The organism is Paenibacillus paludis, from assembly GCF_042610515.1.
Lineage (GTDB): Bacteria > Bacillota > Bacilli > Paenibacillales > Paenibacillaceae > Paenibacillus_AQ.
This window is the reverse complement of the sequence record NZ_JBGJZP010000006.1, coordinates 221,874-243,878: the sequence shown is the minus strand read 5'-3', so window position 1 is coordinate 243,878 and position 22,005 is coordinate 221,874. Positions and strand designations below refer to the sequence as shown.

Annotated in this window: 21 protein-coding genes; 4 read left to right on the top strand and 17 right to left on the bottom strand. The window is 48.5% G+C overall.

All coding sequences use genetic code 11. From position 1 onward, the window contains the following. Positions 1-166: 166 nt before the first annotated feature. The 8 genes from ACAN56_RS13900 to ACAN56_RS13865 form a co-directional block, all read right to left on the bottom strand. The gene (locus ACAN56_RS13900) at positions 167-1,087 is read right to left on the bottom strand and encodes an ABC transporter ATP-binding protein (RefSeq protein WP_379143470.1); all 921 of its coding nucleotides are present in this window, start codon (positions 1,085-1,087) and stop codon (positions 167-169) included. Next, the gene (locus ACAN56_RS13895) at positions 1,084-2,079 is read right to left on the bottom strand and encodes an ABC transporter ATP-binding protein (RefSeq protein WP_038595381.1); all 996 of its coding nucleotides are present in this window, start codon (positions 2,077-2,079) and stop codon (positions 1,084-1,086) included. Before ACAN56_RS13895 ends, ACAN56_RS13900 begins: the two co-directional genes overlap by 4 nt. A gap of 13 nt (positions 2,080-2,092) precedes the next feature. Next, entirely contained in the window at positions 2,093-3,040 is a 948-nt protein-coding gene (locus ACAN56_RS13890) for an ABC transporter permease (protein WP_038595382.1), read from the bottom strand. Positions 3,041-3,042: 2 nt separating this feature from the next. Continuing rightward, positions 3,043-3,975: an ABC transporter permease gene (locus ACAN56_RS13885; RefSeq protein ID WP_038595383.1), complete on the bottom strand. Its 933-nt coding sequence runs from the start codon at positions 3,973-3,975 to the stop codon at positions 3,043-3,045. 216 nt (positions 3,976-4,191) lie between these two features. Continuing rightward, positions 4,192-5,913: a peptide ABC transporter substrate-binding protein gene (locus ACAN56_RS13880; RefSeq protein WP_038595384.1), complete on the bottom strand. Its 1,722-nt coding sequence runs from the start codon at positions 5,911-5,913 to the stop codon at positions 4,192-4,194. Positions 5,914-6,063: 150 nt separating this feature from the next. Continuing rightward, the gene (locus ACAN56_RS13875; protein WP_038595385.1) at positions 6,064-6,450 is read right to left on the bottom strand and encodes a DUF3397 domain-containing protein; all 387 of its coding nucleotides are present in this window, start codon (positions 6,448-6,450) and stop codon (positions 6,064-6,066) included. 6 nt (positions 6,451-6,456) lie between these two features. Then, positions 6,457-7,416, bottom strand: coding sequence for a ketopantoate reductase family protein (locus ACAN56_RS13870; protein WP_379143464.1), 960 nt, complete (start codon positions 7,414-7,416; stop codon positions 6,457-6,459). A gap of 132 nt (positions 7,417-7,548) precedes the next feature. Then, positions 7,549-8,199 carry an RsfA family transcriptional regulator gene (locus ACAN56_RS13865; protein WP_038595388.1) on the bottom strand — a complete coding sequence of 217 codons (651 nt, stop codon included), beginning with the start codon at positions 8,197-8,199 and terminating at the stop codon, positions 7,549-7,551. A gap of 346 nt (positions 8,200-8,545) precedes the next feature. Between ACAN56_RS13865 and ACAN56_RS13860 the strand changes: the two genes are divergently transcribed. Beyond that, a complete protein-coding gene (locus ACAN56_RS13860; RefSeq protein WP_038595390.1) occupies positions 8,546-8,782 on the top strand; it encodes a DUF2626 domain-containing protein in 237 nt (78 codons plus the stop codon). Between the two features lie 169 nt (positions 8,783-8,951). Next, positions 8,952-10,085, top strand: coding sequence for a coiled-coil domain-containing protein (locus ACAN56_RS13855; protein ID WP_379143461.1), 1,134 nt, complete (start codon positions 8,952-8,954; stop codon positions 10,083-10,085). Here ACAN56_RS13855 and ACAN56_RS13850 read toward each other — a convergent pair. Next, on the bottom strand, positions 10,077-11,309 hold the full coding sequence (locus tag ACAN56_RS13850; RefSeq protein WP_379143459.1) for a sugar ABC transporter substrate-binding protein: 1,233 nt from the start codon (positions 11,307-11,309) through the stop codon (positions 10,077-10,079). The two genes, ACAN56_RS13855 and ACAN56_RS13850, sit on opposite strands and share 9 nt — an antisense overlap. A 672-nt stretch (positions 11,310-11,981) precedes the next feature. Continuing rightward, positions 11,982-13,313 carry a PhoH family protein gene (locus tag ACAN56_RS13845; protein WP_076109033.1) on the bottom strand — a complete coding sequence of 444 codons (1,332 nt, stop codon included), beginning with the start codon at positions 13,311-13,313 and terminating at the stop codon, positions 11,982-11,984. Positions 13,314-13,418: 105 nt separating this feature from the next. Between ACAN56_RS13845 and ACAN56_RS13840 the strand changes: the two genes are divergently transcribed. Then, positions 13,419-13,988 carry a YhcN/YlaJ family sporulation lipoprotein gene (locus ACAN56_RS13840; protein WP_379143456.1) on the top strand — a complete coding sequence of 190 codons (570 nt, stop codon included), beginning with the start codon at positions 13,419-13,421 and terminating at the stop codon, positions 13,986-13,988. A gap of 36 nt (positions 13,989-14,024) precedes the next feature. Here ACAN56_RS13840 and ACAN56_RS13835 read toward each other — a convergent pair whose 3' ends face one another. The 6 genes from ACAN56_RS13835 to ACAN56_RS13810 form a co-directional block, all read right to left on the bottom strand. Then, on the bottom strand, positions 14,025-14,480 hold the full coding sequence (locus tag ACAN56_RS13835) for a PNPOx family protein (protein WP_038595395.1): 456 nt from the start codon (positions 14,478-14,480) through the stop codon (positions 14,025-14,027). A 98-nt stretch (positions 14,481-14,578) separates the two neighbouring features. Beyond that, positions 14,579-15,670 carry an LCP family protein gene (locus tag ACAN56_RS13830; protein ID WP_379143454.1) on the bottom strand — a complete coding sequence of 364 codons (1,092 nt, stop codon included), beginning with the start codon at positions 15,668-15,670 and terminating at the stop codon, positions 14,579-14,581. 83 nt (positions 15,671-15,753) lie between these two features. Further along, entirely contained in the window at positions 15,754-16,050 is a 297-nt protein-coding gene (locus tag ACAN56_RS13825) for a YlaH-like family protein (RefSeq protein ID WP_038595398.1), read from the bottom strand. Between the two features lie 248 nt (positions 16,051-16,298). After that, positions 16,299-18,143 (bottom strand): translational GTPase TypA, encoded by a 1,845-nt coding sequence (typA, locus tag ACAN56_RS13820; RefSeq protein WP_038595399.1) that lies wholly within the window; start codon positions 18,141-18,143, stop codon positions 16,299-16,301. Positions 18,144-18,394: 251 nt separating this feature from the next. Beyond that, positions 18,395-18,907: a hypothetical protein gene (locus ACAN56_RS13815; RefSeq protein WP_076109027.1), complete on the bottom strand. Its 513-nt coding sequence runs from the start codon at positions 18,905-18,907 to the stop codon at positions 18,395-18,397. A 213-nt stretch (positions 18,908-19,120) separates the two neighbouring features. After that, the gene (locus ACAN56_RS13810; protein ID WP_038595402.1) at positions 19,121-19,780 is read right to left on the bottom strand and encodes a TerC family protein; all 660 of its coding nucleotides are present in this window, start codon (positions 19,778-19,780) and stop codon (positions 19,121-19,123) included. Between the two features lie 169 nt (positions 19,781-19,949). Between ACAN56_RS13810 and ACAN56_RS13805 the strand changes: the two genes are divergently transcribed. Next, a complete protein-coding gene (locus ACAN56_RS13805; RefSeq protein ID WP_340896949.1) occupies positions 19,950-20,645 on the top strand; it encodes a TerC family protein in 696 nt (231 codons plus the stop codon). Positions 20,646-20,717: 72 nt separating this feature from the next. Here the strand turns inward: ACAN56_RS13805 and thiI are convergent, their stop codons facing one another. After that, on the bottom strand, positions 20,718-22,004 hold the full coding sequence (gene thiI / locus ACAN56_RS13800; protein ID WP_379143450.1) for a tRNA uracil 4-sulfurtransferase ThiI: 1,287 nt from the start codon (positions 22,002-22,004) through the stop codon (positions 20,718-20,720). Position 22,005 lies beyond the last annotated feature (1 nt).

Sequence of the window (22,005 nt, the reverse complement as noted above, 5' to 3'; positions counted from 1 at the left end):
AAACTCTTTATGATTGTATCCAATGTAAGTGTTGGCGTCAAAAAATAACTTAAGATTCTTATTACAAATAAAATCCCCTATGCAAAAGGGGGCCGTGCCATAAGCCATTGTATGACTTGTGCCACAACCCCCTCTGTTTCAGTTATAAAAGAGAGCTTTGCTTGCCTTAAGCGAATGCTTTAGCAACAAAATGCCCCTTGGATACTTCTACAAGCTCAAAATCGGCGTCATTGCTCTTCTCGTTAGCCGAGTAAATCGGGCTGCCAAGCTCATCATACAGATGAATACGTTTCTTATTGACTTCAATTTCCGGATCGGGAACTGGAATCGCCGATAACAGCGATTTCGTGTACGGGTGAAGCGGGTTCGCATAAAGCTCTTCGCTTTCTGCAAGCTCAACCATTTTACCCAGGTACATTACCGCCACACGGTCGCTGATGTGCTTAACCATGGACAAATCATGCGCGATAAAGAGATAAGTAAGTCCAAGACGCTCCTGCAGTTCTTTGAGCAGGTTAACAACCTGCGCCTGAATAGACACATCAAGTGCGGAAATCGGCTCATCGCAGACGATGAACTTAGGGTTTACCGCAAGCGAGCGGGCAATCCCGATACGCTGGCGTTGGCCGCCGGAGAATTCATGCGGATAGCGGGTAGCATGGTCATGGTTAAGTCCAACCATATCCAGCAGCTCTTCAATCCGTTTCTTGCGTTCTGCACGGCTTCCGGCCATCCCATGGATGTCCAGTGCTTCCCCGATAATATCGGACACCGTTAGACGCGGGTTAAGTGAAGCATACGGATCCTGAAAAATCATCTGCATGTCACGGCGCAGCGCCTTCATTTTGCCCGCGGATAATTTATAAATATCAGTGCCATTGTACTTTACGCTTCCTGCAGTCGGTTCATACAAACGAAGAACCGTACGGCCGGCAGTAGTCTTTCCGCATCCGGATTCCCCAACCATACCCAGGGTTTCACCTTCGCGGATTGAGAAATTAATATTATCAACAGCCTTAAGAACTTTACCTTTGCCTACATTAAAATATTTCTTAAGACCTTCAACTTCAATCAGGTTCTTACTCAAACGAACTGCACCTCCTTGGCCATCGAATGCAGATTCCAGCAACGCGCCATATGCGTTTCACTGAACTCTGTTGCACCGGGATCGATTTGTTCGCAGACATGCATTGCTTCACTGCAACGCGCTGTGAACGGACAGCCGATCGGCGGCTTAATCAGATCCGGGGGAGTCCCGATGATCGGAATCAAAGGCTCACCCTTCTTTTGGTCCAGACGCGGCATCGACCGGAGCAACCCCCTGGTATACGGATGCTGCGGATTCTTAAAGATTTCCCATCTGGTACCTGTTTCCACCACTTCACCAGCATACATAACGATGACCCGGTCACACATGCCTGCAACTACGCCGAGATCATGAGTGATCAGGATGATGGAGGTCCCCAGTTTTTGCTGCATCTCTTTCATAACATCCATGATTTGCGCTTGAATCGTAACGTCAAGCGCCGTTGTCGGCTCATCTGCAATCAGCAGAGCCGGGCGGCAGGCCAGTGCAATGGCGATCATTACACGTTGGCGCATCCCGCCGGAGAATTCGTGGGGATATTGGTTAAAGCGAGCCTCCGCATTTTTGATGCCAACTAATTTCAGCATCTCAATACCTTGCTTTTTCGCTTCGGCCGCTGACATATTCTGATGTTTGATCAAAACTTCGGTTATCTGTTTGCCCACTTTGATAGTTGGGTTCAAAGAAGTCATCGGGTCTTGAAATATCATGCCAATATCTTTGCCGCGAATACTTTCCATTTGTTTCATGCTTTTGTTCAGCAGATTCTGTCCTTGAAAAATAATCTCGCCCTGTTTCACTTTAGAGGGCGGTGTAGGGATGAGCCGCATAATCGACTGCGCCGTAACGCTCTTACCACTGCCGGACTCACCGACAATGGCTACCGTTTCACCTTTGCCTACTTCAAAATTCATACCGCGGACAGCCTGTACTTCTCCACCTTTTACAAAAAAGGAAACATGCAGATCTTTGACTTGCAGAATGGGTTCCATCAATGTTCACCTCCTATTTCTTCAGCTTAGGATCCAGTGCATCACGGAGTCCGTCACCAAAAATATTAAAGGACAGCATGGTCAAGCTGATAACAAGCGCAGGGAAGATCATCCGCCAAGGATAGTACATCCAGCCTGTAAGGGAGTCATTGATCATGGAACCGAGTGAAGCTACCGGTGCCTGTACGCCAAGTCCGAGGAAGCTGAGGAACGCTTCGGAGAAGATTGCGCTTGGTACGGACAACGTTACGGTAACAATAATAGGCCCCATTGCATTTGGAAGCAAATGCTTGAACAGCAGGCGTTTCCAGTCAGCACCCATAGAGCGGGAGGCCAAGATGAATTCACGGTTTTTGAGCTGCATAATCTCGCCGCGCACAATCCAGGACATATTGATCCAGCCTGTGATGGTCAAGGCAAGTATAATCGTCCACAGACTCGGTTCAAATACTACAAGCAGCATGATTACTACGAGCAGATAAGGAATCGAATATAAAATTTCGGAGAACTTGTTCATTACTGTATCGATGCGTCCACCGAAGAATCCCATGATCCCACCGTAAATAACACCAAAGATTAAGTCGATCATCGCAGCGGCAAGGCCGACAATCAGCGAGATCCGGGCACCCATCCAGGTGCGGACAAATACATCGCGTCCAAAATCATCCGTTCCAAACAAGTGATCCAAGGATGGTTTCTTGTTCGTACTCATCAAATCATTCGAGTCATAAGTATAAGGAACCAAATGCGGAGCAACAATGGCCATAATGACAATCAAGATCATAATAACCAGCGCAACCATAGCTAGTTTGTTCTGGCGCAGACGCTGCCATGCATCCTGCCAAGCGGAAAGGCTTTCGCGCTGAATCACTTCCGCTTCCTTCTCATCAATGCCGATTTTACGGAAATCTTCGGGCTTCAGGTCCACATGTGGAGCAACAGTATTATTATTTGCAGCCAACGTTAATCCTCCTTTCCTCCAGCAAGTTTAATACGTGGGTCAACAGCAACATAAGCGACATCCGTAAGGAAACGTGCGACCATCAAGATTACACCATAGAATATGGTGATACCCATAATAATCGGATAGTCACGTGTGTTAATCGCTTGAACGAACTGTTTACCGATACCGCCGATACCGAAGATTTGTTCAATGACAACAGAACCGGTAATAATGTTCGCGGTCATCGGTCCCACATAAGTAATTACCGGCATAATACCGTTGCGCAACACGTGGCGGGATAAAATCGACATCCAGCTGAGGCCCTTCGCCTTTGCTGTCTTGATGTAATCGGCATGAAGCACTTCAAGCATGCTGGAACGGGTAAGACGTGCAATGACTGCAATCGGCGACGCCGTCAGTGCCATAACCGGGAGGAAATAATTCATCGGTCCTTTAAAGCCCATGACAGGGAAAATTTTCCAGTGATAGGCCAGCAAATATTGCAGCAATGAAGCCACAACAAAGCTCGGTACAGCAATACCGAGAACAGCCAATATCATTGCGACATTATCGATCAATTTCCGGTGATGCAGAGCTGCAAGCATCCCTAGCCCTACACCTATAATAATCGCTACAATAATAGCCACAACCCCAAGCTTCAGCGATGAAGAGAAGGTTTGTGAAATAATATCTGTTACTTCCTGGTTAAGCATTTTCATTGAGATGCCCAGGTCACCTTTAATAATATTCTTCAAATAAATTACGTACTGCTCAAAGACGGGCTTGTCCAAATTATACTGCGCGTATAGACGCTGCAAAATTTGTTCAGGAATTTTCTTTTCTGCTGTGAATGGATCTCCGGGAATCGCCTTCATTAGAAAAAAGGTCGCAGATATCAATACAAACAGGGAAATAATCATGTGGAGAAATCTGTTGAAAATATAACGAACCATGCCCGCCATCACCTCCTTCGACAATATTTTTACTTACCTATTCTAAGGAAAAAATACTCATTTGTCCATTTAATCAAATTGTTATTTTTTCCAAATAATCTCATTTACTATCCCATACAAAAAAAAGGGATATATATGGAGTTCCACATATATATCCCGAAGTAATATAAAAACCTTCAGATATTATATTACTATATTTTGTTGCAAGCTTTACTCTTAGTGTTCGAGCAAGTAAGCGCGGCTCAGGTCGATTGCACCGCTGAAGTCAAGAGTTACACCTTTAAGGTACTCTTTAGTCAACGAGTTGTTTGTGTAGTAATAGATTGGAATCAAAATCATATCATCCATAATCATTTTTTCTGCAGCAGTAAACTTCTCTTGACGAACAGCATTGTCTGAAGATTTTTTAGCTTCGTCGATCAGTTTGTCATACGCTGGGTTGGAGTAACCAGTATCATTGTTACCGCCGCCAGTTACCCACATATCAAGGTAAGTCATTGGATCATTGAAGTCCGCGGACCAGCCGGCACGTGCTACTTGATAGTTCTTGTTCTGTTTGTCTTCGATGAAGACGCCCCACTCTTTGTTCTCGAGCTTAACTTCAACGCCGAGGTTCTTTTTCCACATATCAGCAATGGCTACAGCGATCTTTTGGTGGCCTTCACTTGTGTTATAAGTCAGAGAGAAGCTCAGTTTATCCAAGCCTTCTTCTTTCAGACCTTCGGCAAGCAATTTTTTAGCGCCTTCCACATCTTCACTGAAGTATTGGGAATCAGCTACTTGAGCACGGTATTCTTTTTCATTGCTTTGGATGCCCGGAGGAACAAAACCGAATGCCGGCAGTTGTCCGCCCAAAGTGATATTATCGATGATTGGCTGACGTTGGATAGCCATAGCCAAGGCTTTACGGATTTTAGCATTTGTAAAAGGTTTTTCAGTTACATTGAACTGGTAGTAGTAAACGCTGGAAATACCTTTTCTTGAAAATTCTTTAGGGAATTCTTTCTCAACGATTGGCAGTTGCTCGGTTGGAATTTCACCAATCGGACCGCCTGCACGGTCAAGTTCGCCGTTTTTGTAACTCAGCAGTTCAGTTGCACCACTGTTTACGATGGAGAAGTTGATGCCTGCTGCTTTAATTTGATCTGCAGCATAGTACGATGGGTTCTTAACTACGGCCAGAGATTGGCCAGTTGTCCACTCAGACAAAGTGAAAGGTCCGTTAGTAATTTGGGTTTCAACCTTAGTTGCCCATTTTGGATCATTTGCAACGGAACTATGCACTGGGTAGTACGTATAGAAAGACAGCAGACCCAAGAAATATGGTGTAGGGTTGGTCAGTGTCACTTCAAGTGTTTTATCGTCAACTACTTTAACGCCAACTTGGCTGAAATCAGTGATTTTGCCTTCGTTGAAGTCTTTAGCACCTTTGATGTAGAACAATTGGTAAGCGTAAGGAGCAGCTTGTTCCGCATTCGGATCAAGGACACGTTGCCAAGCAAAGGCGAAGTCTTTAGCTGTTACAGCGTCGCCGTTGCTCCATTTTGCATCACGAAGTTTGAAAGTATACACCAGGCCGTCAGGGGAGATTTCCCAGGACTCAGCAATACCTTCTTCAGCTTGCCCAGTTTCTGCATTTTGACGAGTAAGTCCTTCATACAACAATTTCAGGATAGCATTGGATGTGCTGTCTTGAGCTTGTTGCGGGTCAAATGTAGGAGGCTCGGAGCTCAGGTTGATCTTAAGCGTTTGGTCAGCAGCTAACTTCTCATCGCCAGTTGCGTTTCCTGTGTTCTTGTTACCTGCGTTGTCAGCCGGCGCATTGGTCGGGCTGGCATTTTTGCCATTGTTTGCATTGTTTCCGCCGCAGCCAGCAAGCACTGTGCCGATGACTAAAACTAATGCAATCATGAGCAATAGACTTTTACTCTTCTTCATCTAGCAGTTCCCCCTAAATAGAATGTGGTATATGGTTTATGATTATACAACCAGTGGTCAAAAAAATCTAGAGCAATATTTTCTGAAAACCGTTTTTTTTTTAAACTTAAAAGATTTGTGACATTGACGCTTCACCGAAGCAGTGGAACGTTACATCGCTTGTGATATGTATCGAATGAGGCCTACGAATAAAAACAGAATGTAACTAACGGTCATAAAAAAGAAAGTAAGCCGCCATACTGCCCGAAGTAACCGTTTTCCATCCACCTTTCCTTTTAAGCGATTTTGAGCCCCTCCAATCAATCCGGTGGATATTAATACAATAAGTAGTATAAGATAGAAGCCCCAACCCGAATCAAATATGATATTAAATAAGGCCGATACGGAAAGCAATAAAAATAATGTAGTCACGTCCATTGCCAGCAAAAAAGTGCTTTTCTTTTCTTTTTTGAGGCCTATTCCCGCAAAATAGACGATTAAAAAAGGAACAATCGGAATAACGCTTATAGTAATGAACGAATTCCGCAGAAATTCCAAACAGCCTCACCTCTCCCTCACAAGCATGCCTTCTACCATCCGGCAAATCCAGCGGTGTTGTGGAGCATCGATGCCGCTCCGCTCCGCCATATCCACAATGCTCCCATTAATCCAGCGTATTTCCGTTGCTCTTGAGGACAACACATCGGCAAGCATCGATGAAATATTGCCGGCTGTTGCCCGGCAAACCTCCATTATGCCTTCCCAGGCGTTACTTTCAAGAGCAATACCGCAGGCTTCATAAACGGCAATCGCTTCCTCATACAGCTCCTTCATCAAATGTATGCGCTGCTCGGCAGCGAGCAATTCACCGTTCGGTACGCGCCAGATCGCTGTAAGAGGATTGATCACAGCATTGATTAAAAGCTTCCGGTAAATCATGGTATCCACTTCTTTCGACATAGAGGCGGAGAATCCTGCTGCTGTGAGCGTTTCAATGAAACTAATTAGCGAGGATGGACCATGAGTAGTATTGCTGTCGCCAACCTTCCCTATACATATTTCTCCTCTCCCTGCATGAACAACCTCGGTTAATGTTTTTCTTTTGGCTGCCTCAGTGGTTACCGCTGCCCAAACTGCTGCTTGTGGCAGCAGCTCCTGCAGCAGCTCCAAATGGCCATAGCCATTCTGAAAACACACCGCCTGAATCTTGCTCTGCTTAAGTGGAAGCAGTATCTGCGGGAATTCATTATGGAGTGCATTCTGTTTGACCATGATTGCCATCCAATCCCCCGGATCGTGCAGATAAACTTCGGCAAATGTGTTCACAGATGCTGACTTAAACTTGTCGGGCGGAAGAAAAACCGGGGGTTGGCCATCCTCATAGCTTATTGTAATACCGTTCTCCTCCAGCGCCCTGCTCTGTTCATCACTTCGGCACCAGAGTCTGACCTCGGCTCCGGCGCCGATAAGTTTTCCTGCCAGCAGCAAACCAAGTGATCCCGCGCCAATGATATCAATTTTCACGCCGCGCCTCCGCACCCTTCCAATAATTTCCCTCATTATATCCGCAGGCTCCCGCAAATGCAAAAAACAAAAAAACCGCAAACACTGTGCCCGAAGGCAGCTTTGTTTGCGGGTCATACCGTTGCTTAACCTTTATTCCATACGTTCGAGATTGCCGTTGGCATCCATTTTGAACCGAGTCTTCATTTCCTCTTCTTCTTCATTAAGGAAGGCAAGTCTGCGGGCACGGTCCATAATCTGAATCAGTGCCTTGTAATCATCGTTTACCACACGGTAATCACTTTGGGCGAGGTTAACTTCCTTCGATAACCGCTCATTTTCCACCCTGAGCTCGGATAATTCATCTTCCTTCTCCCGCAGATCTCTTTCCAGCATCTTCAGCTGGCGTCCCGCCTCCTGAAAGGTTCCTTTCCACTGTCTGAGGAAACGGATAACCGCATCAATGGATAACGAATTTTCGTTCAAGCCTTCGCTTCGTCCATATTCTTCTTCAATGTCCCCGAGAATCAGTCCTGCTACCTGTGCTCCCCTGTTCATCGGCTGTTTTTTCAAATAGCTCCGCTTCTGGCGCTGGCCTTTAGCGATGCCAATTGCATCCTCATAGCTTTTGCGGACACAACTGTTCCAGCGAAATCCGCATGCCGCCGAGGTCCTGCCGATTTTTTCTCCCACCTCTTCAAAAGCAGCGAGTTGCGTACTGCCTTCCCGGATATGACGCAGCGTTATTTCTGCCAAAATCAAATCATCTTCAGCACTCCAAGCATCTTGTCTAACGGCTGTCATAAAGCCTAACCCTCCTAACAACATCATGAAATAGCCATCTTCATAACCGGCAGCTCCGCCGGGTAGTGAATAGGATAAAAGCTGCTTACTCCATTTCTATGCCTCTGATAGAGTTCATAGAATCTATTTGATACTAAATTGTATTTCCATTTTGCTTAAACATCATACGCACATTGCTATAATTTCTAATTTCTTTCGCTAAACACATATGTCAATGTCAAAAATCATATTAATTTAAAAAACAAAGGTTTTTTTCAATGAATTCGTTTACAGTCTTTTGTCCAGGAGGTATAATTAATCCAAAGAAGTCATATTCGGGAATCATTCTAAGAAGGGGGACACTCTCTTGGACCGCATGTTTCGCGTATTGGGGTTTTTCACGCTCGTAATCGGGCTGATGGCTTTTGCCGGGGATTTAACCGAGATGGCCTTACTCTTCTTCTTGCAAACCGCCTTTTTTGTAATACTTGGCTATCTGAAGTTTACAGAAAAGACCTACATCATGTTGTTCTGGGGATATATGATTGTTACATTTACCGGCTTCAGCTACTGGACGATCTTTCAGATGGGGTTGCCGCTATAATGGCTATTGGCCAATCAAACGGAAGTCAAATCCTTAGAAATAAGGACGACTTCCGTTTTTTGTTTGTCTTTTTGTAGGCCGGGAGGCGGAAAACAGGGTATGATATTTTAGCAGGACAAAACATATTAATAGTACATACCTATTCTATTTTGCCAAAGGTGGTGGTGTAGTGCTTTCCTGCAATATTTTAAGCCGAAGGTTCGCCTTCCTGCTCATTCTGCTTCTCTGCACGATGCTGCCGCTGACCTCTGCGGCCTCGCTTTCCATGGGCTCTAGTGCTGCCGCCGTCTCCTCTCCTCCTGATTTTCCCGATAACGAAGAGACCCGCAAGCTGCTGGAGCAGACGTTGTCCTCTGCTGAAATCGAACGTGAGATCCTTAGAATTACTGCGGAGCAAAAGGTTCTCGAGAAGAAGGTTTCACTCCTCAGCAAACAAGCAGCAGATAAAGAAGCAGCTATCACAGATCAACAAAAGCGTGCCGGGGCTGTCATTCGTTCTTATTATATGGGGGACAGAGATAGTCTGCTGGCTGCTCTGCTCTCCGCTAAAAGTATCAGCCGGATGCTTGCCCTGTACGATTATTACGAGATTATTATTGGGCAGGACCGCGACATCCTCAATCAGTATGAAGAGCAGTACAAAGATATGAAATCCACGATAACGGCTTCGCTGCGCAGCAGCAAGGAGCTTGAGGAGCTTAAAACGGCTCTTACCGAACAAAAAACGCGGGTTGCCGCGTTAAATGAGGAGATTGAAGGAGGAATCAGCGCCAGCAGCGATCCGGAGAGCATGAGCGCGCTGCTGAACGAATTTACGAGGTATTGGGAGAACATTGGTATCCATGAAGTAAAAACCTATTTCAAGGCTTTGTCATCGGCTATGAATCATCTGCCGCAATTTGTCCAGAGCAAAAGCGGGATGCTGACCCGTAAAGGAATGACCTATACCCTTGCGCTGAAAGAAGAGGATCTTAATACCTTTCTGGTCTCACAAAATGAGCTGTTTAAGGATTTTGCTTTTCATTTCAACAAGGGTCAGGTGACTGCTTCGGGAACCAGCGGCGGTTTGACGCTTACCCTGACCGGTCATTACACGATTGAAAACGAGCCGGTTAACGGGCTCATGTTCCATGTCGACAATGTAGTATTTAACGGCCTGGAGCTGCCTGATTCCACCCGCCAGTCACTGGAGGAAGAATTCGATCTAGGGTTTTATCCGGAGAAAATCGTCTCACTTCTGCATGCGACTGAAGTAGAAAGCAAAGAAGGCGTGCTTTATGTAAAGCTCTCCATCTCATTTTGAGGGTGCTGCCAGCGCTTCCCGGTATCCTGCGGCATCCAGCTTACCGGTAAGCAACATTGCCACCGCCGTGGAGAGCTCACTCCAGCCGCCAACCGGTCTTTCCTCGGTGATGGCTTCGTCTGTCAGCAGCACCCCGGAGTCAAAAGGAAGCCTGTCCATCTCTGGAAGTCCCGAACGGTAAAGCTCATCCAACGCAGGCAGACGCCCCGTGTTCTCCAGCCATTCGAGCTGCGCGGAGCTGGAGGTAATATAGGCGAGCCATTTCACCGCTGCCTCCGGGTTGCTCGACTCTGCGGGAAGAGCGAAGAAACGGCTGTACATTGCCTCATAGCCTTTACTGCTCCCGCCAGGCAGCGGCACTTCCACAGCCAGCGATGAATTCCCGTGCTTCTGGAATTCAGAGAGCGGAAGCGCAGCTACGGCGACCTTTCCCTCCTGTAGCATATTCCAGATTTCTTTATCGTACCGGCTGGTCAGATAGAAGGAGCTACGGGCGTTCTGGGTCCACTCCAGCATTGCCGCATTCTCTGAAGTCAGGCTGGCCCCCATACTTTCCAGAACCGCAGAGTAACCATAAGGGTTGCGGGTATCCATAGCCAGGATATATTGTTCCTGATCCTGTTCTTCTCGAAGATGCTTCAGCAGACCGCTCCACTGTTCCAGACTTTTCGGCGCTTCCGAAAGGCCCAATTCGGCAAGGCGCGCCGGAGAATACACCAGTACGTAAGGATCAATATCGAGCGGAACTCCCCAATCATAACCATTCCACTGCATTTGCGGAATGAGCAGGGTCAGCGGGGCACTGCCGGGAACGCTCTGATAGACATCCACCGGAAGCAAATATCCCCGGGTGGCCAGATCGGAAATATTACGGCCATCGGTCATCACAATATCCGGACTGTCGCCTGTAGTCAGGTCCTGCTTCAGCGCTTCAGCCGATTCCTCGCTGTCCACATTGCTCAGCACAACTTCAATCCCGCTCGATAACGTATAGTTCCTGCTGATCCGTTCCAGCTCACGCAGCTCTTCGCTGCTCAGCGAAACGCGAATCCGCAGGCTTTGCACATTTCCCGTCTCTCCCGAATCCGGGCGCTCTGATTGATCGAGCGGCAACTTCTGCGGACGGGTGCGTTCGCTGGTGTCCAGCTCCATGCTGGGTGACAAGCTTGTCAGCGCAAGCAGCAGTATTGCAAACAGCAGCCAATAGTTTTTGCGTCTCAGCATTTCTTTTTCCCCTCCGGCCTAAACACTTGTCCCCCTATTTTACCAGATGATTCTTTGATTGTCTGTGTTAGCTGAAAACGTTCTCTTTCTATTATATAGGTGTGAACCGCGGAGGCCTCGAGACATTTGCGATATAATGTTGCATTACAAGAAAGATTTTGACTTCCGATCGCTGTTATCCTCAGATTTCCTGATTCTATATAAGTTGAACTTAAGATTTACCAATCCGGCATCGAACACAACTGCGGTGAATGTTTGGACTTCCGGCCGCTGTTGTCTACAGATTTCTTGATTTAACCCGCTATTTGCGGTTGAAATCCGTAGACAAAGGCGGTCGCTATCGCTCCTACAGTTCCAAACTTCCCCTCCGCTGCTTTTGCCTCTAGGTAGTTCTTTTGTTCAACTTATATAATTCCGCCTGCAGCGGAAGAAATCCGGGGATAAAGGCGAACGCTAGTGCTTCTCCAGTTCCAAAATTTCTCTCCATTCCATTATCGCGTGCGTATAAGCTCTGAAACCTCCGCCGTTCCGGGGAGGGGCAGACAAAAAGCCGGGAGACATTGATCTCCCGGCTTTTGCTGTGGTACTGATAATGAATCACTTCGCTGTGATTAGGTATGTTACGAACCCACTATATTGTGTGCAATGCAACGAATCAAAGACCTCTGGCGATTACAGTAAATCGGCGGCCAGCTGGGCCAGGCGGGAACGCTCACCTTTTTCCAGTGTGATATGACCGCTGATCCCTTCCTGCTTAAACTTCTCGACAATATAACTGAGCCCGTTGCTCGCTGCGTCGAGATACGGATGGTCGATCTGCTCCGGGTCGCCCATAAGAATAACCTTGCTGCCTTCCCCGGCTCTGGAGACGATGGTCTTCACCTCGTGGCGGGAAAGGTTCTGGGCTTCATCAATAATGATGAACTGTGAAGGAATAGAACGTCCGCGGATGTAGGTTAGTGCCTCCACCTGGATGCTGCCGAGGCCCATGAGTATTTTATCAATATCCCCGGACTTCTTCGTATCAAACAGAAATTCCAAATTATCATAAATCGGCTGCATCCACGGACGCAGCTTCTCATCCTTCTCCCCGGGCAAATATCCGATATCTTTACCCATCGGCACAACCGGCCGGGCGATGAGCAGCTTCTTGTAGCGGTGCTCATCCTCCACCTTGAACAATCCGGCAGCAAGCGCCAGCAGCGTTTTGCCCGTTCCTGCCTTGCCGGTAATAGTTACCAGCGGGATGTCATCGTTCAACAGCAGCTCCAGCGCCATCCGCTGCTGGGCATTGCGGGCACTGATACCCCACACCGCATCATTGCCCAAATAAAGCGGTTCAAGGCGTGTGGCGTCGCTGTTCACTTTGAGCAGAGCAGATTTGCCGCTGCCGATCTCATCCTTCAGAATTACAAATTCATGCGGGTAGAGCGCATAGGACAGGGGCAGTTGTTTGACGGACAGGAAACGATGGCTGTAATATTCATCAATCAGCGAAGGATGGACCATCAGTGACTGGTAGCCGGTATACAGCTCGTTCAGATCACCTGTACGGTCAGATAAATAATCCTCCGGTGTAATGCCAAGCACATCCGCTTTGATGCGGACAAGTACATCTTTACTTACGAGTACCACAGGGCGTGGTTCAGCTTTCTCGTTCTCCTCATGAAGATAATTGAGCGCTACAGCCAATATCCGGTTGTCGTTGGATACCTCACCGAACATTTCCTGTACCTTTACGAAGCTGCGGTGGTTAAGCTCCACCTTCAGCATGCCTCCATGTTCCAGAACCACACCGCTATGCAGGTGGCCCAGTTCCCGGAGTCCGTCTAACAATCGTGACACGGTGCGGGCGTTGCGGCCGATTTCATCGGCATTACGCTTCTTGGAGTCGATCTCTTCCAGAACCACGGCCGGAATGACTACTTCATGCTCCTTGAAAGCAAAGATCGAATTGGGGTCGTGCAAAAGCACGTTGGTGTCTAGTACAAATATCTTTTTCATGCTATCCCCTCCACAGCGCCTGGTTTGATTGATCATACATAACTCTTTTCAGCAAGGGCAAGATAAAGTAAAGAACTGATTTCTGACTGAAAGGAGTAAGCACATATGAGAAAATCAATGTGTCTGTTGCTGGTACTGCTGCTGCTGACAAGCTGCGGTATCGCTAATAAAGAGACATCACCCTCTCCTCAGGATAAACAATCGGCCAAGGCTTTAAGCAGCCAGGGAAACCGCGAGGTACGGTCATTGTCTAATGATGGTAATATGGCCCCTTACGCTGAAGCCGGACAAGCTTCTGACGGCAAGGGGGACAGCGATGTTGCACTCAAGGATCATTTTGAACAGCTGGCCCAAAGAGTTCCAGGCGTCAACGGTGCCCACTGTGTCGTAATGAACAATGTCGCCGTGGTTGGCATTGATGTTGACGGGAAGCTGGAACGTTCGCGTGTCGGAAGCATCAAATATTCGGTGGCTGAAGCCATCCGTAAAGATCCGCGTGGCGTCAAGGCCTTCGTCACTGCCGATATGGATATCTCCAACAGACTGAACGAAATGGGCCGTCATATCTCTAAGGGAAATCCGGTGTCCGGCTTCGCTGCAGAAATGGCGGATATCATCGGCCGCATCATACCGCAGCTGCCAGAGGATACCAAGCCGAAAGGCAACAATCAATAACCTGATTCTTTGGACAAAAAAAGCCTAGTGAGATCCTCACTGGGCTTTTTGCATGGCGGCAAATACTTGGCCGTCCAGCTTCTCAGCCGCACGCGCATCGTATACCTTAGCATATTTTGGAGCGGACTCCAGCTGCGCGCCATAGAACAGCGCGTTGCGTACCGCTTCAATTTCAACATCAAAACAGCACATCTTGAAGGGAACATCCGGCAGCGGATCCTGCCTCACAACAGCACGCCCATTAATGGCATGAACGGTGCCCTCGCCAAAAACTGTTACGGTTACCATTGGATTCACCTTCATGTTGTTCACAAGTCTGGAGCGGTGGTCTACCGCCAGACGCACGATAGAAGGGCTCACTGCATAAATCCACGAAATTGCCGTAGACGTAGGGCCTCCGGATTCCGCATCAACAGTGTTAAGCAGGACAAACGTTTCCGACTGCAGCATCGATAGCAAGGTTTCATTGAGCTGAGCAACGGCTTCGGACATAAGTACAGGCCCCCTATGCGGCAAATGTGCGTTCACTTTATTATATTATAGCACACGCCCAAACTTGCATTCAATTTAGAGTTGCTTCCAGACCTTCGTTAAGGAGCAGTAGACTCTGAGGCAGCGGAGGAAACCCCGGCAATCCGGTTCTGCAGGCTTTTCTTTGCCGCTTCAAGCTCTTTATCGTTAATATATACATACGGGCTGCGCCAGGTTCCGGTCACCGGCACAAATTCAATATTCTCTTTAGATATTTTCCAATAAGTAGAAATCAAGCTTTTGATCTGTGCATTCTCAATATCACTTTGCATGTTGTCGCCCACGGCGTCAAAAACCTTGCCTATTTTGAGCACTCCTCCAAGGGACTGCATTTGTCCAACCAGTCCGTTCAATACCTCGTTCTGGCGTTTATTGCGGTCAAAGTCATCGGAAGCCTGGGTCCTTGGACTACAGTTGGACTTGCGGTAACGCACATAATCGAGCGCCTCATCCCCATCCAGCTTGGCCGGGCCTTTCTTCAGATTAATATCTGTTCCGTCCACACTGTCCGTATAGCACATGTCGGCACTGATGTTGACATCTACTCCATCAAATTCGTCCACAATATCACGGAAGCCTTGAAAATCGAGCACGGTGACATAATCGACATCAATGTCCAGATATTTGCTCATCATCGTCTTCATCTCATCCTCAGCTAGAATGCCTGAGGTTTTCTCCTTGCTCTTGAAGCGGGGGTAAAACGCATTGATCTTGGTCTTCTTATAACCGCTCAGCTCGACGTAAGTATCCCGCGGAAGCGAGACAATCGTCACCGAATGCGTCTTAGGATTCAGTGCAGCAACCATAATAACATCCGTGAGATTGGACGGATGCTTCGGGCGGTTGTCGGTTCCCAGCAGCAGCATAGTCAGCGGCTTAGACGAAGCAAGCTGGCTGTCCTGGACGGGCTGGTCCACTCCAAATCCTCCCTGCTCGAACTTATAGTACAGAAACCCTACGTAACCCAGCACAGCCAGGATCGCAACCAGAAGGATAATTAATAGCATTTTTCCCAAACGGGCTGCAAAGCCCCGTTTCTTTGCTTTTTTCTTGCCCTGTTTTCCAGGAGCAGCCTTAACCTGCTGCCCTCTGCCCGTTTGTTGGGGTCCAGCGGGTCTTCTTGGAGGTAAACTTCCCTTGCTTGTACTCATAATAGAATAAGGTCCTTTTCATTTCGCATAGATTAGGTTGATTTATACTTACTATAGACGATTTCAAACGGTAAAAGTTGCGGTTATTGTCTTTTGGCTGCTGCAGCAGCCTTGCGCTTCTGCCGGGCCTCCACAAAATAACGGACCCGCACGAGCAGCATAAGTCCTACAGCCACCAGCAGGCACTGAATGATCGGCAGTTTGTCATGCTGAAAAATCAGCAGCATGCCTGAGCCAAGTGCCATCATCAGATAGAGCACGATTTCTTTACCAATGGGGAGCTTCTGATTCACGCGGAATACACGGTTATACACATAAGTCAGCAATATAAAAATGACAATATAGGCCACAATAGGATGCTCCGCAAACCATCTCTGCACAGCTCACCACTCCTCCCAAGGTATGTATCGCTTACATTATATCATCCCCGGGAGCTTTAATCCGCAAATAATCCCTGCAATTTAAAAGATCGCCTCACAAGTGGAAACGGCTTCGCCGTCCTCAAAAGGACGGTATCCGTTTCAGCGAGAAATAGAAGGATAATTTATAGCGTGAAGCATATAAATTTTTATATTTAAACAAATACAAGCCGCCGGATTCAACATCCGGCGGCTTGTTCTATATCAGCTTAGGCCTGGCTGGCTTGTGCTGACTTACGCTGCTTTTCTACACGTTCACGCTCGCCCTTGTTCAGGATCTTCTTACGAAGACGAACGGATTTCGGGGTGATTTCACAATATTCGTCATCGTTCAGATACTCAAGCGCACCTTCCAGAGAGAACATCCGTGGGGTCTTCATTTTTACCGTTTCATCCTTTGTAGCGGAACGCACGTTGGTCAGTGCTTTTTCCTTACAGATGTTAACGATAATATCGTTATCACGGGTATGCTCACCGACGATCATACCTTCGTAGATTTCTGTTCCTGGCTCAAGGAATAGAATACCGCGGTCTTCTACGCCCATCATACCGTAGAACGTTGTACTTCCGGTCTCACTGGACACCAGCACGCCCTGATGACGTCCGCCAACCTGGCCGCCGATCAGTGGAGCATAGCTGTCAAAGGCATGGTTCATTACACCATAGCCGCGTGTCAGCGTCAGGAAGTGTGTATTGTAGCCAATCAGGCCGCGTGCAGGAATCAGGAATTCCAGACGAACTTGACCAGTACCGTGGTTGATCATGTTGACCATTTCGGCTTTGCGGCTGCCCAGGCTCTCCATTACGGCGCCCATGCTTTCTTCCGGAACGTCAATCATCAGACGTTCAAGCGGCTCCATCTTGGCTCCGTCGATTTCTTTGACGATAACCTCAGGCTTAGAAACCTGCATTTCATAACCTTCACGGCGCATATTCTCGATCAGGATACCGAGGTGAAGCTCACCGCGTCCGGATACGATAAAGGCGTCAGGAGAATCCGTTTCATCCACACGCAAGCTGACATCTGTTTCGAGCTCTTTGAACAGACGCTCGCGCAGCTTACGGGAAGTTACCCATTTGCCTTCTTTACCGGCAAACGGACTGTTGTTCACGAGGAACGTCATTTGCATCGTAGGCTCATCGATCTTCAGAACCGGAAGAGCTTCAGGATGCTGCGGATCGGCAATCGTCTCACCGATGTTGATATCCTTGATGCCGGCGATAGCAACGATGTCACCTGCGCCCGCTTCTTCGGTTTCTACGCGCTTGAGGCCCTGGAAGCCGAACAGCTTCTCGATCCGTGCCGTCTTGCTCTTACCGTCACGCATAATAACAGTTACGGATTGGCCTTGCTTGATAACACCGCGGTTTACACGTCCGATGGCAATACGGCCAAGGTATTCATTGTAATCCATCAGCGTAACAAGGAACTGCAGAGGTTCTTCAACTTTTTCAGTCGGAGCCGGGATATGCTCAACAATGGTTTCATACAAAGCAAGCATGTTGTCATCCTGTTTCTCAGTATCCATGCTCGATGTGCCGTTTAGTGCGGATGCATAAACTACCGGGAATTCCAGCTGATCGTCACTGGCTTCAAGCTCAATGAACAGATCCAGCACTTCATCAATAACTTCCTTCGGACGTGCAGCCGGACGGTCAATCTTGTTCACTACAACGATTGGTGTCAGGTGCTGTTCCAGCGCTTTGCGCAGAACGAACTTCGTTTGCGGCATGCAGCCTTCATATGCGTCAACAACAAGCAGTACACCATCAACCATCTTCATGATCCGTTCCACTTCGCCGCCGAAGTCAGCATGGCCCGGGGTATCTACAATGTTGATCAAGAACTCTTTATAGGTAATTGCTGTATTTTTGGCTAGGATGGTGATTCCGCGTTCCCGCTCCAGGTCGTTCGAGTCCATGGCACGTTCTTGCAGGTGCTCATGCGCGCTAAAAATTCCTGATTGCTGCAAAAGCTGATCGACAAGTGTTGTTTTACCATGGTCAACGTGGGCAATGATCGCAATGTTGCGAATATCTTTTCTTGAATGCATGATTTGTATCCAAATCCTCTCATTTATCAAATTAAAAATGTTTAAATTTATAGCATGTCACGGCAGTCTCACAAAAGAAGCGCCTGGCAGAAAGCCGACGCTCCAACATTCCTTAATATTATAGTGAAAGCACTATGAAAAGCAAGTCTTTTTCTGAAAAAACGATTTCCAACTTCGTTTAATTTTTCTAATTTCGAGTCAGACCCTTTTTTCCTTGAGAAGATCCGCAAATTTCACAGCTGCCGGTTCACTCACCAGCCCCCGTTCCACTTCTTGCGGCTTCCCGGTTTTCCGCGCCCGGCCATCAGCCAAATCCCGGCAGCAATCAGTACCGCACCTAACAAATACAATGCTCCTGTGCCCAGCAGACTGAAGATAAACAGCACCAGACTCAGTGCTCCCAATATGACAGACGTAGTCATCAGACCGCCGGTCCGCGCCGAAGAATACAGCGAATATTCATACAGCCCGACAGCGATGCCGAACAGCAGCAGCGGCCACAGATGAGTCATAAGCCCCCAGCCCCAGGTATTACATAACCCGAGCAGCAACCCATATACAGTCAATATTCCGGCCGGAATCAACACGGTTGCCGAAGCGCGGCGGCTGAAGAAAAGCACATGCAGGAACAGGCCTGGAACCAGTATCACGAGTGGCCATAAGGCCCGCCCGAGAAACCCGAACACCCCCAGCTTTCCGAATAGAATCACAATGCCGGCGGCGGCAATAAAAATACCCAGTTTCATGTCGTTTTTGGAAGACATCAATCACCCATCCCTTCAAATTCACGTCTATTCCTTGCCTCGTCACTTCGAAAGTTCATTCCTGCGACAGGATTCCCTTTATATTTTATCTGAAAAATAAATAAAACACCATCATTCTTCATATTTTAGAAGATGATGAAAAAGCTGCTCAGTCTAAAGAGGCTGCGCCCCAGCTTATCCAGCTTTTGGCACAGCCTCTAGTATTGCCGCTTCTTAACCTGCGGATACGGTCCTCCGCTTAATCATGCCGGACAGGACAACGATAACACCAAGTGCAAGCGGCAAAATGGAGTGTAAAGACGGCAGCATAAAGGAGAGCACCGCGCCAAACTTGGCATCCTGCAGCAGCATTTCTCCAGCAGTATGGGCGAGTATGTAGGCGCCGATGAAGACAAGTACAGGAAACCGGTGCAGCCAGCCGACGATAATACCGCTTCCCCAGACGACGATCGGAATGCTTAACGCGATCCCGATGACGATTAGGGCCAAATCACCCTTGGCTACTCCCGCAATCGCCAGCACATTGTCGAGACTCATGATAAAGTCAGCCAACAGAATGGTGCGGATGGACCTCCACACGGTAGAGCTTTCCTCCACCCTAACCTCCTCTTCTTCCTCCAGCAGCAGCTTGAAGGCAATCCATAGCAGCAGAATGCCTCCGCCTGCTTCAATATAAGGGATTTTCAGCAGCAGCACAGCCGCAAACGTCAGCACACACCGCAGAATGACAGCGCCCGCAGCCCCCCACCAGACAGCAGTTTTGCGGTTCTTCTCCGGGAGACTTTTGCTGGCCATCGCTATGACCATCGCGTTATCTCCGCTCAGCACAAGATTGATCATCAATATTTCCCCAAGCAGCAACAAGGAATCCATTAGCTTTTACCTCCCCGGACTACATGTAATTACATGTATGTGGAATGGCGACAAGCTATGCTTCCTGTCCAACTTTTTTCCCGGCTGATGCATGTCCGGCCCCTTTTTTGCGTATACAAAACTATACCTGTCTAATGCTCTGACCAACAAACTATGGGAGTGACCCGGCTTGAATACAACCGTTACCGATTTTATATTGCCCTTGCTGAATATCGTTTTTCTCGATTTGATTCTGGCGGGGGACAACGCTATTGTCATCGGGCTTGCTGCACGAAATTTACCGGCAGACACCCAGAAAAAGGCTATTCTGCTTGGAACGGGCGGAGCCGTTGTGCTGCGGATCATCGCTACCATACTGGTTGTCTGGCTGCTGAAAGTCCCTTGGCTGCTGCTGTTCGGTGGTCTGCTGCTGATTCTGATTGCATACAAGCTGCTCAGCGGGGAAAATAACGATGCGGATATCAAGGCCGGAGGCACACTGTGGGCGGCTGTGCGGACAATTATTGTTGCCGACGCGGCCATGGGTCTGGACAATGTCATCGCCATTGCCGGAGCAGCCAATCACAATATCACGCTGGTTGTGGTAGGACTGCTTATCAGTGTCCCCATTGTGGTCTGGGGCAGTACGCTTTTTATTAAGCTGATTAACCGGTATCCCTGGATTATTTACATCGGTTCCGCAGTGCTGGGGTACACCGCCTCCACCATGATTACCGGTGAACAGAAGCTCCAGCCTTTTTTTGAGCAGCACCCGCTGCTCCATGTTCTCTTCATCATCCTTGTGATTGCAGGCATACTCGCTGCAGGGCACTGGAAACGGCGGCTGGAGCACAAAAAGATCCCGCATAGCGGGACCTCGGGCTAAGACATAACATTTCATCAACAAAAAAAAGGGGGGCCGAAATCCGTCAACGGTTTCGGGCCACCTGCTATTGCGTTAGAACCACTCTTCCTGCAGCCCGGCTTGCGCCGGAACTACATCGCTTGGTTTCTCATCCCCGTAAGGCGTAATGGAAATCGTCTCTGTCCCCGCGACAGCAGCATCCAGCCGTGCGGCATATCCGGGCAACGTCGCTTCAATCTTGTCTACGATCCGCTGATTCGGGTTGGTCGTAGGCGATTTTGGCACAAATAACGTGCAGCAATCCTCGTAAGGCAAGATAGATAAATCATAAGTGCCGATCATTTGGGAAAGCTCGACAATCTCGCTTTTGTCCATCATGACCAGCGGCCGCAGCAGCGGCAGCGTTGTAGCGCGTCCGATGACATTCATGCTGGACAACGTCTGGCTGGCCACCTGCCCCAGACTCTCCCCGGTAACAAGCGCAAGCGCCCCTTCCCGTTCAGCCAGCCGGGTGGTAATCTTCAGCATCGCCCGCCTCATCAGCGTAATAATCAGGTTATCCTGGCCAATCCCCGTAAAAGCGGTCTGCACCTCCGTAAACGGAACGAGATGCAGTTTAATCACCCCGGCATAACGCGACAGCACCCGGGCAAGATCCACGACCTTCTGGCGGGCAAGCTCGCTCGTATAAGGATAACTGTAGAAGTGGACACACTCCACTTCCAAACCGCGGCGCATCGAAGACCAGCCTGCCACAGGACTATCAATACCGCCGGACAGGAGGAGCATAGCCTTTCCGTTGGTTCCCAGCGGAAACCCTCCGACCCCGGGGATATTCTCACAGAAAATATAAGTATGCCCCTCGCGGATTTCGATCTTGAGCTCCATCTGCGGTGATTTCACATCCACGATCAGGCCGGGATAGCCTTGCAGCAGCGGAGTCGAGATCAGCTTATTCATCTCGATGGAGCCATGCGGGAACTCTTTCCATACCCGGCGCGCGTTGACCTTAAAGGTAGTACCCGGGGCTGGAGCGATAATCTCCAGGAATGTCCGGCTGGCGGACAGGATATCGTCAAACTCCGATAAAGAGACCTTGACCGGACTAATAGAGGCGATGCCGAAGACATTCTTCAGCGACGCCGCCAACTCGCCGGCCGGCTCACCGTTCAACTGCACATAAATCCGTCCGAATTCCTTGCTCAGCACCACTTGGGGATATGGCTTGACCATCTCCTTCACATGGCGCAGCACCGTCTTCTCGAACCGGGCCCGGTTCTTGCCCTTCAGTGTAAATTCCCCGAACCTCAGTATAAGCATATCTGCATATTCAATACTGCTTCCGCCGCTTATGGCAGTTCCAGTTTCCTGCTCTTTCATC